Annotated in this window: 13 protein-coding genes; 4 read left to right on the forward strand and 9 right to left on the reverse strand. The window is 60.1% G+C overall.

Translation table 11 applies throughout. From position 1 onward, the window contains the following. Nucleotides 1–14: 14 nt before the first annotated feature. Entirely contained in the window at nucleotides 15–368 is a 354-nt protein-coding gene (gene yajC / locus ACK4FF_RS09065; RefSeq protein WP_409707714.1) for a preprotein translocase subunit YajC, read from the reverse strand. Nucleotides 369–507: 139 nt separating this feature from the next. On the opposite strand from yajC, the gene msrA reads away from it, so the two are divergent. Further along, nucleotides 508–1038: a peptide-methionine (S)-S-oxide reductase MsrA gene (msrA, locus tag ACK4FF_RS09070; RefSeq protein WP_409707717.1), complete on the forward strand. Its 531-nt coding sequence runs from the start codon at nucleotides 508–510 to the stop codon at nucleotides 1036–1038. Nucleotides 1039–1041: 3 nt separating this feature from the next. Here msrA and ACK4FF_RS09075 read toward each other — a convergent pair whose 3' ends face one another. The 8 genes from ACK4FF_RS09075 to ACK4FF_RS09110 are packed head-to-tail and all read right to left on the reverse strand — an operon-like array spanning nucleotide 1042 to nucleotide 7176. After that, nucleotides 1042–1821 carry a ThiF family adenylyltransferase gene (locus tag ACK4FF_RS09075; RefSeq protein ID WP_409707720.1) on the reverse strand — a complete coding sequence of 260 codons (780 nt, stop codon included), beginning with the start codon at nucleotides 1819–1821 and terminating at the stop codon, nucleotides 1042–1044. After that, entirely contained in the window at nucleotides 1818–2939 is a 1122-nt protein-coding gene (locus ACK4FF_RS09080) for a S1C family serine protease (RefSeq protein ID WP_409707723.1), read from the reverse strand. The genes ACK4FF_RS09075 and ACK4FF_RS09080 overlap by 4 nt, the downstream gene beginning before the upstream one ends. A gap of 17 nt (nucleotides 2940–2956) precedes the next feature. Beyond that, on the reverse strand, nucleotides 2957–3577 hold the full coding sequence (locus ACK4FF_RS09085; protein WP_409707727.1) for a DUF2946 family protein: 621 nt from the start codon (nucleotides 3575–3577) through the stop codon (nucleotides 2957–2959). An 8-nt stretch (nucleotides 3578–3585) separates the two neighbouring features. Next, on the reverse strand, nucleotides 3586–4041 hold the full coding sequence (locus ACK4FF_RS09090) for a YybH family protein (protein WP_409707730.1): 456 nt from the start codon (nucleotides 4039–4041) through the stop codon (nucleotides 3586–3588). 28 nt (nucleotides 4042–4069) lie between these two features. Beyond that, on the reverse strand, nucleotides 4070–4924 hold the full coding sequence (gene purU, locus ACK4FF_RS09095) for a formyltetrahydrofolate deformylase (RefSeq protein WP_409707733.1): 855 nt from the start codon (nucleotides 4922–4924) through the stop codon (nucleotides 4070–4072). A 60-nt stretch (nucleotides 4925–4984) separates the two neighbouring features. Continuing rightward, complete coding sequence (gene waaF, locus ACK4FF_RS09100) at nucleotides 4985–6022, reverse strand: lipopolysaccharide heptosyltransferase II (RefSeq protein WP_409707736.1); 1038 nt, start codon at nucleotides 6020–6022, stop codon at nucleotides 4985–4987. A 27-nt stretch (nucleotides 6023–6049) separates the two neighbouring features. Next, complete coding sequence (locus tag ACK4FF_RS09105) at nucleotides 6050–6253, reverse strand: zinc-finger domain-containing protein (protein ID WP_409707739.1); 204 nt, start codon at nucleotides 6251–6253, stop codon at nucleotides 6050–6052. Nucleotides 6254–6255: 2 nt separating this feature from the next. Next, nucleotides 6256–7176, reverse strand: a complete 921-nt coding sequence (locus tag ACK4FF_RS09110) for a branched-chain amino acid transaminase (protein ID WP_409707742.1) — start codon at nucleotides 7174–7176, stop codon at nucleotides 6256–6258. 156 nt (nucleotides 7177–7332) lie between these two features. Between ACK4FF_RS09110 and ACK4FF_RS09115 the strand changes: the two genes are divergently transcribed. Genes ACK4FF_RS09115 through ACK4FF_RS09125 form a run of 3 tightly spaced genes read left to right on the forward strand, consistent with a single transcriptional unit; the run spans nucleotide 7333 to nucleotide 12211 of the window. Beyond that, on the forward strand, nucleotides 7333–8079 hold the full coding sequence (locus tag ACK4FF_RS09115; protein ID WP_409707745.1) for a TetR/AcrR family transcriptional regulator: 747 nt from the start codon (nucleotides 7333–7335) through the stop codon (nucleotides 8077–8079). 22 nt (nucleotides 8080–8101) lie between these two features. Then, nucleotides 8102–9121 (forward strand): efflux RND transporter periplasmic adaptor subunit, encoded by a 1020-nt coding sequence (locus tag ACK4FF_RS09120; protein WP_409707749.1) that lies wholly within the window; start codon nucleotides 8102–8104, stop codon nucleotides 9119–9121. Between the two features lie 6 nt (nucleotides 9122–9127). Next, a complete protein-coding gene (locus tag ACK4FF_RS09125) occupies nucleotides 9128–12211 on the forward strand; it encodes an efflux RND transporter permease subunit (protein ID WP_409707752.1) in 3084 nt (1027 codons plus the stop codon). Nucleotides 12212–12222: the final 11 nt, after the last annotated feature.

Consider the following 12222-nt stretch of genomic DNA (forward strand, 5'->3'; position numbering starts at 1 on the left):
CGGAAAAACGCGGATCAGCGCAGGTCTTTAAGGCTGCCTTTGGGCAGCAGGCTTTGTACGGCGGCGCGCTGAACCAGCACTTCCACCGCTTTGTCGCCGAGCTCGGCCACTTCGAGGGTGATGTAAGCGTCGCTGATTTTGGCAATGCGGCCCGCCAAACCACCGGACACAATCACTTCGTCGCCCTTTTGCAGCGCTTCAACCATGGACTTGTGCTCTTTCTGACGCTTCATCTGGGGACGAATCGCCAAAAAGTACAGAATCACAAACATCAGGATCAGCGGCAGGAAACTCATGATGCCGGCTTCAGCCCCGGCGGCAGACTGCGCAAACGCAGGAGAAATCACAGTGAACTCCTTGAAAAACATACAGGTTGGGGGCGAGTATACAACGGCGCCCGGTTCAAATAGACCGGCGGGCTTGACTTGGGTTCCACTTCCCGCTTCACTTGCCAGTGGACAGTACAACATTCACCCGTGAAGGGCGATGTCATTCGGGAGTAGTGCGATGGAAGTGGCCACGTTGGGCGGCGGTTGTTTTTGGTGTCTGGACGCGGTGTTCCGCCGACTGAAGGGCGTCTCACAGGTGGAATCGGGCTACAGCGGTGGGCACGACCCCAACCCCAATTACGACAAAGTGTGCATGGGCCGCACCGGCCATGCCGAGGTGGTGCGCATTGAATTCGACCCCGCACAGATCACTTACCGTGAGTTGTTGGGCGTGTTTTTCGCGGTGCACGACCCCACCACCCTGAACCGTCAGGGCAATGATGTGGGCACCCAGTACCGGTCGGCCATCTACACGCATTCAGCAGCACAACTGACCGAGGCACAAGCCTTTGTGGCAGAACTGGAGCGTCAGCAGGTGTTCCCCAACCCGGTGGTGACCGAGGTGAAACCCCTGGAGAATTATTTTCCAGCCGAGGACTACCATCAGGATTACTTCAGCAACAACCCCAACCAGCCTTACTGCGCCTATGTGGTGGCCCCCAAGGTGAGCAAAGCCAGCAGCCTGTTCGGCACCCTGCAACGCCGATGACACCTAGCAGGCCTGTTTGGCCCAGTGGTTCAGGGCTTGGGCGGCCAACTGCATGCCCATGGAGGCAGTCACCGTCACGGCCGACCCGTAGCCCGCGCAATTCAGGCCGGCCTGTGCATCGCACTGGGCTGGCTTGCGCACCGCCTCCGGTGAATAAACCACCGAGACACCCAAGGGCTTTTCGGGTTTTTGGCCATAACCGTGTTGGCGCCTCAACTGGTAACGCAGCTTGGCCAGCAGCGGGTCATGCGTGGTGTCTTTCAAGTCGGCCACTGTCAGTAACCAAGGCTGGGTTTTGCCACCGGCACTGCCTGCCAGCCACAACGGCAATTTGCGAGGGCGGCACAGCAACACCAAAGCCTGTTTGGCCGCCACTTGGTCGCAACAGTCCAGCACCACGGTGTAAGGCCCGCCCCACTGCCGGGCGGCATCGAGTAGATCGGCTGCGTTCTCGGGCGTCAGGAAATCGTCCACCTGCTTAACCTCGCAGGTGGGCGCGTAGCTGGCAATTCGGTCCGCCAGGGCTTGGGTTTTGGCTTGGCCCAAGCTCAAGTCCTGCGCCTGAATCTGCCGGTTGATGTTGCTCTCGGCCACATGGTCCATGTCAATGAGGGTGAGCCGCCCCACGCCACTTCGGGCCAAAGCCTCAACAGCCCATGAGCCCACGCCGCCCACGCCCACCACCACCGCATGGGCCTGGCCCAGCAACCACTGGTGGAAGTCGCCACCATACAGGCGGCCCAAGCCACCGAAACGGCGTTCAAAGTCCACGGGCTCGCTCATTGGTTGCCCAAGTCCATCACCTTCACTTTGACTTCTCGGGTGTCATCGCCCCGCATCACGAGAAGGTCAACCTCGGCCCCCACCCCCACCTTTTCCAGCGCACTGGCCAGTTGGGCGATGTTGGCCACGGGTTTGCGGTTCACAGCGATGATGATGTCACCCACCACGCCGCGTTGAAGGTCAAACGGCATCAGGCCCGCTTGCGAAGCCGGTGAGTTGGGGGCCACATCCATGATGGCCACGCCCTTGATGCCCAAGCGACGTGCCAGAGAATCATCCGCCACGGAAATGCCGATGCCGGGCCTGGGAAGGCTGCCTTTTTCAATCAACTGGGGAACAATGCGGTTCACCAAGTCCACCGGAATGGCAAAGCCGACACCGGCCGATGAACCACTTTGCGACAGAATGGCCGTGTTCACCCCGATCAGTCGCCCTGCCGAGTCCAGCAAAGGCCCACCTGAATTGCCGGGGTTGATGGCGGCATCGGTTTGAATCACATCGGGAATTTCACGGCCATTGTCGGTCGGCAAAGTGCGGCCCAGTGCGCTGACAATGCCAGATGTCAGCGTTTTGGACAGGCCAAAGGGGTTGCCAATCGCAAACACCGACTGACCCACTTTCAGGTCGCCCGAGGTGCCCAGCGGAATGGGATTCAGTGTTTTGGGCGTGTTCACCAGTTTGACCACGGCCAGGTCGTACCCGGGGGCAACCCCCACCAATCGGGCAGGCAAAGGCTCGGAATCGTCCAGTTGCACACGAATTTTGTTGGCCCCCTGCACCACGTGGGCGTTGGTGACCACATGGCCTTGGTTGTCCCACACAAAGCCTGACCCAGTGCCTTCGGACACCCGTCTGAACATCAGTTGCCCTCGCACGCTTTCCGTGAAGATATAGGCCACTGAGCCCTTGGCGTTGTCAAACAAGGACACCACGCTTTGCTCGCTGGACGACAAATCACCACGTGGCTGCACCACCCGTGTTTCAGCAGGGGTGCCGCTGTCTCGGAAAAAGAGGTCGAAGCTGGACTGGTTGAACAGCACATACAACAAAGCCACAAACAGCATCAGCGCAATGAAGCCGGTGGCGGTCATGCCCCGCTGGCGAGGGTATGTCTTCATGGGACAGGCAACTCCATTCAGAGGTGTGGATCGCTTTCAAAACCCGAGGCGGTTTTCAGCGCCAGAAACGACTGCTCCACAACGGGCAAGTCCAGGGCTGTACAACGGGGTGACAGGGTGTCAGGTTTACGCAAGCGCACTCGAACCCGCACCAGTGCATCGGGGTCGCCTTCCGGCACGCACCACTGGGCCCTGTGCGTGTAGCCTTCGCCGTTGGGCTGCAAACCTTCCGCAAGGCATGGCGTGTCACTGCCGTGCACCAGCCCAATGCCCAAGGTGGTTTGAATGTACAGGCGCCCTTGCTCGTCCAGCACCATGCCGCTGGGCCAGGCCAACAGGCCCGTGTGCGTGGCCAGCATCAGGCTGCCATCGCCCAAGGGGTACACGCGGTAAATCCAGGGGGTGGCTTCCAAAGCCACATAGACTTTCTGGGGGCCATTCTGGAAATAGCAGCGGCCATCCGGGTCGATGGCGTAATTGCGGGCAATAAAGTTGAGGATACGTTCGTTGGTGATGGACAAGCCCTGCGGCACCGGGCCAGTCAACAGCCAATCGCCTTGGGCGCCCAGCTTTAGCCAGCCAGCAATGGCGGGCACATTGGGCCAGCGCGCCAAGGCCTTTTCGACCAAGTCATCCATGACTATGCTCAGTGCAGGGTTGGCGCAGGTTCGAAATCGGCGCTGTCGTCGTCGGCGGTTTCGTCGGAATCCTGTGCCGGGCTGGCGTGGTGCATCACCAGCTTCCAGCCGCTGGGGCCCTTGTGAAACACATTGGTGGCGTTGACCTGAACCACGCCACCCTCGCCCCGGCTGGAGCTCATGGTGACCTGCTCAACAATGTTGTGAACCGCCACCATCACACCCTCCACCCGGTGCACGGGCAACACCCGAATCTGCAGCGAACCCGCCGAGAGAATTTCGCGCCAGGAATCGCGCACATCGTGGTAGCCCTCAACCCTGGGGCCACCCGGGTGTATGCACACAATGTGCTCGTCATCGGCCCACAGGTCCATCAGGGCATCCAGGTCGGCAGCCTCCAGGGCTTCGTAGAAGGCCTGTTCAATGTCCTGGGGCGAGGAATGAATCACTTTGCTTCGACTCATGTTCGGGCTCCGTTGTCGTCCTGCAAGGTTACTGGAAAACCACGGTTTTATGACCGTTCAACACCACCCTGTGCTCACAATGCCACTTCACGGCGCGGGCCAGCACCTGACACTCGGTGTCGCGCCCGCGCGCGGCCAGTTCATCGGGTGTCAATGAGTGGTCCACACGGGCCACGTCCTGCTCAATGATGGGGCCTTCGTCAAGGTCGGACGTCACGTAATGGGCGGTGGCACCAATCAGCTTCACGCCGCGGTCAAAAGCCTGCTGATACGGCTTGGCGCCTTTGAAACTGGGCAGAAAACTGTGGTGGATGTTGATGATGCGCCCCTTGAGGTCGCCACACAACTGGGGGGTCAGCACCTGCATGTAGCGGGCCAGCACCACCAGATCAATGCGCTCTTGCCCAATGATCTGGCGAATCTGCGTTTCCTGCTGGGCTTTGCTGTCCGCGTTGACGGGCAGGTAATAAAACGGCACACCGTAAGAGGCGGCCAACAGCGCGAAATCCTGATGGTTCGACACGATGGCAGGAATTTCGCAAGGCAAGTTGCCGCTCTTCCAGCGGAACAAGAGGTCGTTCAGGCAATGGCCAAACTTGGACACCATCAGCAGCACACGGGGTTTGATTTTTGCGTCTGCAAAACTGAAGTTCATGCGGAAAGCACTGGCCACGGGGCCGAACATGGCGGTCAATTCGTCTTGATTCAGCGTGCTGTTATCGGGCAACGCAAAATGCACACGCAGGAAAAACAGGTTGGTGGATTCGTCCCCAAACTGGGCCGAGTCCAGAATGTTGCATTGCTGGTCAAACAGGAACTTGCTGACGTTGTACACAATGCCCGTGGTGTCGGGGCAGGAGATGGTCAGGATGTAGTCGCGCATGGTTGTACTGCAATAACTGGGGTTGATGGCTGTTGGCCAAGCTTCAGGCCTGTGATGGGATCATACGCCGCCGTCTGGGTTGCGCAGGTGAATGGACACCAATTCCGGTTTCAGCGTGTTCAAACAGTCCATGTGCCCAAGTGGGCATTCGCGCTGAAAACAGGGGCTGCATGCCAGTTTAAGGCTGTAGACCCGAGCCTGCTCATTCAACGGTGGGGTGTGCTCCGGGCTGCTGGAACCAAACACGGCATGCACCGGCACATTCAGGGCCGCAGCCACATGCATCAAGCCGGAATCGTTGGTGAGCAGTTGCGAGGCACCCGCCATCAAGGCGATGGCTTGGGGCAAACTGGTTTTCCCGGCCAGCACGCGCACGCGGCTGCGCAACGCGGGTTCCAGTTGAGAAGCAATGTCCTCGCACACCGCCACATCCTTGGGGCCGCCCAACAACGCGGCGGCCTGCGTCGGGTTGCTGCTCAGAAAGGTTTGAACCACAGCGGCAAAATGCGCGGTGGGCCAGCGTTTGGCCGGGCCATACTCGGCACCCGGCGCCACGGCCAGAAACCCGGGCTTGAGCACAAAGTCGCCACACACGGCCTGTGTGGTTCCCGGGCTGACCTGCAGGCGCGGCCAAGCCAGTTGGCCGGGGCTGTAGCCACCCAGGCGGCCATACCACTCAATCATCGGAGGCTTGTTGTTCTTGCGAGGCTTGGGCAAGGCCTGGTTCAGCACCAGGCTGCGGAGTTCCCCGTCATAGCCCACGCGGCGGGCAATGCGGGCAAACCAAGGCACCAACGCGGATTTCAAGGAGTTGGGCAACACAATGGCCGTGTCGTATCCACGGGCGGCCAAGGCGCGCCCCACCTGCTTTCGCAAGCCCCACTGCAACTGTCCATGGGCGAAAGGCTCGGCCTGAACCGTGTGCACAGCGTGGCTAAACTGGTAAACAGGCGCAGTGACCGATGGCGCCAGCACATGAATTTCGCAGGGCTGGCCGTCGGCCTGCCGCAGGGCTTCATCGGCATGAAGCGCCTGAATCAGCGACAGGCTCATCACCGCGTCGCCAATCCAGTTGGGGGCTACGATCAGAAGCCGCATGTCAGCCCCTGACCTGCAGGTTGCACCTCAATGGGCGTGAACCTTGGCGCCGGGCTTGAGGCTGTACACCGTGCCACAGTAGGGGCACGCTGCTTTTCCTGTTTTGGTCACATCCAGAAACACCTTGGGGTGGTGGTTCCACACCGGCATTTTTGGATTGGGGCAAAACGCTGGAAGCTGATCGCCGTCCAGCTCGACGGTTTCGTGATGAACTTGTTTGTCGGTGATCATGATTACACGCGGGTCAACCAGTGTTCGTATTTGCTGTTTCGGCCGTAAACCACGTCGAAATAGCGCTTTTGCAGTTCTTCGGTGATGGGGCCACGGGTGCCTGCACCAATGGTCCGGTTGTCCAATTCACGCACAGGCGTCACTTCAGCGGCAGTGCCCGTGAAGAAGGCTTCATCGGCGATGTAGATGTCATCGCGGGTCAGGCGTTTGGACACAACCTCCAAGCCCATGTCTTTGGCCAGGGCAATGATGGTGGAGCGGGTAATGCCCACCAAGGCGGACGCAATTTCTGGTTCGTAAATGCAACCGTCCTTGACGATAAACAGGTTCTCACCGGCGCCTTCAGCCACAAAGCCGTCCACATCCAGCAACAAGGCTTCGTCGTAGCCGTCCTGAGTGGCTTCCATGTTGGCCAGAATTGAGTTGGCGTAGGTGGCTGCAAACTTGGCGCGGGCCATGGTCACGTTCACATGGTGGCGAACGTAGGAGGATGTTTTCACGCGAATGCCCTTCTGCAGGCCTTCTTCGCCAAGGTACGCACCCCAGGGCCAAGCTGCAATGGCCACGTGCGTGGCGGCACCTTTCGGTGACACGCCCATTTTTTCCGAGCCGTAAAACGCGATGGGGCGGATATAGCAGGAGTCCAGCTTGTTGGCGCTGACCACGTCACAACAGGCCTGCATGATCTGCTCGCGAGTGTACGGCATTGCCATGCGGTAAATGTGGGCCGAGTTGAACAGACGGTCTGTGTGCTCTTTCAAGCGAAAAATGGCGGGGCCTTGCTCAGTTTTGTAGGCGCGCTCACCTTCAAACACGGACAGGCCGTAGTGCAGACTGTGGGTCAAAACGTGAATCTGCGCTTCGCGCCAGGGCACAAGTGCGCCATCCAGCCAAATGAAGCCATCGCGATCGGCCATGGACATGGTGAATCTCCGAACGTTCGAAAAGGGTCATAAACCGCGTATTCTACAGCGCCCGGGGGTGCATTAATCACGCTCAAGCGTTGACTGGGACAAGAATGAGCCACTATATTGAACAAAAACAAGGACAACCACCCGTCACCACTGGACAGACCTCACATGAAGCACGTGTTGGCCAACCACACACCCCGATGGACACGCCGAAAGGATGCCCGCCCCCAGGAATTGCTTGAATCCGCACTGGCCGTGTTCAGTGAAAAGGGGTTCTCCGGCGCCCGGCTTGAAGACGTGGCCAAAAACGCGGGGGTCAGCAAAGGCACGGTTTACCTGTATTACCCCAACAAGGAAGAGCTGCTCAAAGCCGTGGTGCTGGAGCATGTGTCGCCCATCGTGACCGAGGCGGCTGAACAAGTGGACGAATCGGAATCGTCGACCACCCAGATTCGGGAAGCCATCCACCTGTGGTGGGCCCGCTATGGGTCAACCGAGCTTTCGGCACTGACGAAAATCGTGATGTTCGAAGCCCACGCCTTCCCTGAGCTGGGCCAGTTTTTTCATCAGAAAGTCATTACACCTTGGTGGAATTTTCTGGAAAGTCTGTTACAAAGGGGCATTCGACGCGGCGAGTTTTCGGACATCGACACCGAGTACGCAGCCAAGGTCTTGTGTGCTCCGCTGGTGACCTTAAGCCTGTGGAAACGCACCATGGACCCCTGCTGCAACTTGGACACGGACCCGCTGCGTTACATCGAAGCCCACATCCAGATGGTTTTAAATGGTCTTACCTGCCCCAAGAACCGGTCATCAAACCGGCCCCCATCGGCCCAAACTGGCGCTGCTGCTTTGCCTGGCGCTGACAGCGAGTCTGCCAGCGTGTTCACCCTCCCCGTCCCCCCGCGTCGCTGAGCAAACGCCGGCAAAACAGGCCTTGCAACTGAGCCCGGCGGACCTGTTTGAACTGAAGGCGGGCCCGGTGAATCAGCAACTGCGCCTGACCGGGCTGCTGCAGGCCGCCGAGCGCAGCACAGTGCGTTCCAAGGCCAGCGGCAACATCACCGAAGTGCTTGCACTGGAAGGCAATGTCGTGAACAAGGGTGCGGTGGTGATTCGTATTGATGCCACCGAAGCCCGGCTGCGGGTTCAAGAACGCCAAGCCGCCCTGCTGGCGCAGGAAGCCCAGGCCCGCCAATCGAAAACCCAACTGGACAACAACGCCCGGCTGGCCCAACAAGGCTTTGTCTCCGAAACCGCCCTGAGCAATGCCCAAGCCAGCCACGATGCTGCCCTGGCCCAAGTGAATGTGGCCCGTGCGCAATTGGATTTGGCGCGCCAAGCACTGGCCGACACTGAAGTTCGGGCCCCCTTCAGTGGCACCGTTGGCCCGGTTGCCGTGCTGGCTGGCAGCAAAGTGTCCCCCGACACCGCGCTGTTCGACCTGCTGAACCTGTCCGCCATGGAGCTGAAAGCCGAGGTGAACGCGCAGGACATTCCCCGCCTGAAAACCGGCCAGCAAGCCATGATCGACCCCGGCAACGGACAAGCCCCGCGTCAGGCTACACTCGTGCGAATCAGCCCGGGCAGTGTTCAAGGCGGGCGTTCTGTGCCGGTGTACTTGAGTGTAGCCAACCCCGACCGCCTGCTGCGTTCGGGACAGTTTGCCACCGCAACGCTGGAATTGGGCAGCAGCCGAGATGGCTTGCTCGTGCCCAAAACCGCCCTGCGGGAAAGCCAGGGCGCACCCATGGTTTATCGCCTGCGCGACAACAAGATTGAAGCGCAGCTGGTGGGCGTGGGCCAGGAAACCACCGACCCAGCCACAGGCGTGGCCTTGGTGGAAATCACGAAGGGCCTGAATGCCGGTGACCGAATCATCGGCGTGAATTTGGGCCCCCTGGACCCAGGAACACCGGTCACCGTGGTGGCACCAAGCCCGGCCACGGCCCCGTAAGTCATCATGTGGTTCACACGCATCTCGATCCACAACCCGGTGATGGCCACCATGATGATGGCGGCCCTGCTGGTGGTTGGCCTGTTCGCCTATTTCCGTTTGCCGATTGACCAGTTTCCAACCTTGAATTTCCCGGTGGTGGTGGTCACCGCCAAATACCCAGGGGCAGCACCGGAAATTGTCGAGTCCGAACTAACCCGCCCGCTGGAAAACGCCATCAACACCTTGGCCGGGCTGAAAACCCTGTCCTCACGCTCGTACGAAGGCACCGCGGTGGTGATTGCTGAATTCGACCTGCTGACCGACGCCTCAGTGGCTGCGCAGGATGTGCGTGAAAAAGTGGCACTGGTGCGCTCAGCCCTGCGCGACGAGATCAGCGAGCCCGTCATCACCCGCTTCAACCCGGACGACCTGCCGATTGCCTCGGTGCTGATTGAACCCGCACAACCCACCACCAGCCTGCGCGAGATTACCCTGCTGGCTGAATTGACCATCCGAAAACGCATTGAGAATGTACGCGGCGTGGGGGCGGCCAACTTGGTCGGCGGCACAACGCGGCAACTGCGCGTCGAACTGAACCCCGATGCGCTGGACCGGCATGGCGTGAGCGCGCAGGAAGTGATTGCTGCGCTGGCCCGCGACAACCAGACACTGCCGCTGGGCCGTTTGAAAACCCCGGTCACTGAATCGGTGATTGAGCTGGACGCACGGCTGAACACGTTGGAAGACTTCCGACGCTTGGTGATTCGCCAAACAGGCGGCCGACAAATCACCTTGGGCGAACTGGCCACCTTGCGCGACGGAGAAAAATCGCAGGAGTCACTGGCCTTGGTGAATGGCAAGCCGGTGGTGTCGGTCGACATCCTGAAAGCGCAGGATGCCAATTCCGTGGACGTCATCGACGACCTGAAAGAGACGCTGACCGCACTCGAACGCGAACTGGACGGGCAAGTCAAACTCAGTCTGGCCCGCGACCAATCCAAACCCATCCGCAACTCGTTGACCGACGTGCGCAACACCCTGATGGAAGGGGCCTTGCTGACGGTGGTCATCGTGTTTCTGTTTTTGGGGTCTTGGCGCAGCACCGTCATCACCGGGCTGACCCTGCCCATTTCCCTTATCGGCACCTTCAGCGTGCTGTATGCCATGGGCTTCACCATCAACCTGCTCACCCTGCTGGCCATGTCCATCTGCGTGGGCCTGTTGATTGACGACGCCATCGTGGTGCGGGAGAACATCGTCCGTCACCTGCAGATGGGCAAAGACCACCACGCCGCCGCGCTGGAAGGCACGCGGGAAATCGGGCTGGCGGTGTTGGCCACCACGTTCTCCATCGTCGCCGTGTTCCTGCCCGTGGGCTTCATGGGCGGCATCATCGGCCAGTTCTTCCACCAGTTCGGCATCACCGTGGCCTGCGCCGTGCTGTTGTCGATGTTCGTCAGCTTCACGCTGGACCCGATGCTCAGCGCCGTCTGGTACGACCCGCAAGCCCACGGCCAATCTTTTGGCGGGCCACTGGGGCGTGTGCTGACCGGCTTTCAACGCCTGATGGCGGCCCTGGAAGCCCGCTATGTGCGCCTGCTGCGTTGGGGCTTGAAACGCCCAAAAACTGTCATTGCTGTGGCTTTACTCAGCTTTTTTGCCTCGTTCGCGCTGTTGCGTTTCGTGGGGGTCGAATTCACGCCCCAAGCCGACAACAGCGAACTCACCATCACCTTCCAGACGCCCGAAGGCTCACCGCTGGAGCTGACTGAACGCAAAGCCCTTCAGGTGGAATCGCTGATTCGCGCCCACCCCGAAGTGGTGCTGGCCTACACCACCATCAACACCGGGTTTGCCACCGGGAAAAACTACGCCACGGTTTACGTCAAACTGGTGCCTCGCAAGGCCCGCGCGTTCACCGTTCCCCAGTTCTCCGCGCGGCTTCGGCAGGAATTGGCCGTGGTGGCCGGCGTTCGCGTCACGCAAGTCGGCGCACCAGCCTCGGTCAGCTCCGGCAAACCCATCCAGGTCAGCATACTGGGGCCAGAGATGGCGGTACTGGACAAACTGGCCGGTCAAATCACCCGCTTGATGCAGGAAGACCCACGGCTTGTCGACCTGGAATCCAGCCTCAAACCCACCAAACCCACGGTGCGGGTGAATGTGGACCGGGCCAAACTGGCCGACCTGGGGCTGACGGCCAACGCCATCAACGCGGCCATTGAACCGCTGATGAGCGGCAAAACCGTCGGCACCTGGAAAGCCCCCAACGAAGAAAACTACGACGTGGTGGTTCAACTGCCGGAAAGCGGTCGGCAAAATGTCGAACAACTGGGCCAACTACCCTTGATGCAAGGCACACGGCTGCGGGACGTGGCCGCCTTGGAGCCCGGCTACGCCGCAGCCCAAATCAACCGCAAATACTTGACCCGTGAAGTGTTGCTGTCCGCCAACGTCGACCGGGCCGCCGCGGGCACCGTGTCAGGCGCATTGCAGGCGAAAATTGCCCAGCTCGATTTGCCGCCCGGTTACCGCATCACCTACGGCGGGTCCACCAAAGACATCAAAGACACCCTCGGCTTCGCGCTTCAAGCCCTTGTGCTGGCCATCGTATTCATCTATCTGATCTTGGCCTCGCAGTTCGGCTCCTTCCTTCAGCCCTTGGTCATCATGATGTCCCTGCCGCTGTCGCTGATCGGCGTCATCCTGGCGCTTCTGGTCACCGGCAGCACCTTGAACATCTTCTCCATCATTGGCTTTGTCATGCTGATGGGGCTGGTGACCAAAAACGCCATTTTGTTGGTGGATTTTGCCAACCAGGCCATGAAACGCGGCGAGCCGGTGCACCAAGCCCTGCTGGCCGCCGCAGAAACCCGCCTGCGCCCCATCCTGATGACCACGCTGGCCATGGTCTTCGGCATGTTGCCACTGGCCCTGGCCCAGGGGGAAGGCAGCGAACAGCGCTCACCCATGGCCCATGCGGTCATTGGCGGTGTAATCACCTCCACCCTGCTCACGCTGCTGGTAGTGCCCGTGCTGGTTGCCTTGCTCGAACAGGCCAAAACAAGGCGATTGCAGAGGAAAACCCGCAAAGCAAGTGGGCTTTGATAAAATACGGG

The organism is Limnobacter sp., from assembly GCF_046297615.1.
Taxonomy (GTDB): Bacteria; Pseudomonadota; Gammaproteobacteria; order Burkholderiales; family Burkholderiaceae_B; genus Limnobacter.

Coding starts and splice junctions, on each gene's coding strand:
- yajC (WP_409707714.1), bottom strand. CDS start 368: ATGTTTTTCAAGGAGTTCACTGTGATTTCTCCTGCGTTTGCGCAGTCT.
- msrA (WP_409707717.1), top strand. CDS start 508: ATGGAAGTGGCCACGTTGGGCGGCGGTTGTTTTTGGTGTCTGGACGCG.
- ACK4FF_RS09075 (WP_409707720.1), bottom strand. CDS start 1,821: ATGAGCGAGCCCGTGGACTTTGAACGCCGTTTCGGTGGCTTGGGCCGC.
- ACK4FF_RS09080 (WP_409707723.1), bottom strand. CDS start 2,939: ATGAAGACATACCCTCGCCAGCGGGGCATGACCGCCACCGGCTTCATT.
- ACK4FF_RS09085 (WP_409707727.1), bottom strand. CDS start 3,577: ATGGATGACTTGGTCGAAAAGGCCTTGGCGCGCTGGCCCAATGTGCCC.
- ACK4FF_RS09090 (WP_409707730.1), bottom strand. CDS start 4,041: ATGAGTCGAAGCAAAGTGATTCATTCCTCGCCCCAGGACATTGAACAG.
- purU (WP_409707733.1), bottom strand. CDS start 4,924: ATGCGCGACTACATCCTGACCATCTCCTGCCCCGACACCACGGGCATT.
- waaF (WP_409707736.1), bottom strand. CDS start 6,022: ATGCGGCTTCTGATCGTAGCCCCCAACTGGATTGGCGACGCGGTGATG.
- ACK4FF_RS09105 (WP_409707739.1), bottom strand. CDS start 6,253: ATGATCACCGACAAACAAGTTCATCACGAAACCGTCGAGCTGGACGGC.
- ACK4FF_RS09110 (WP_409707742.1), bottom strand. CDS start 7,176: ATGTCCATGGCCGATCGCGATGGCTTCATTTGGCTGGATGGCGCACTT.
- ACK4FF_RS09115 (WP_409707745.1), top strand. CDS start 7,333: ATGAAGCACGTGTTGGCCAACCACACACCCCGATGGACACGCCGAAAG.
- ACK4FF_RS09125 (WP_409707752.1), top strand. CDS start 9,128: ATGTGGTTCACACGCATCTCGATCCACAACCCGGTGATGGCCACCATG.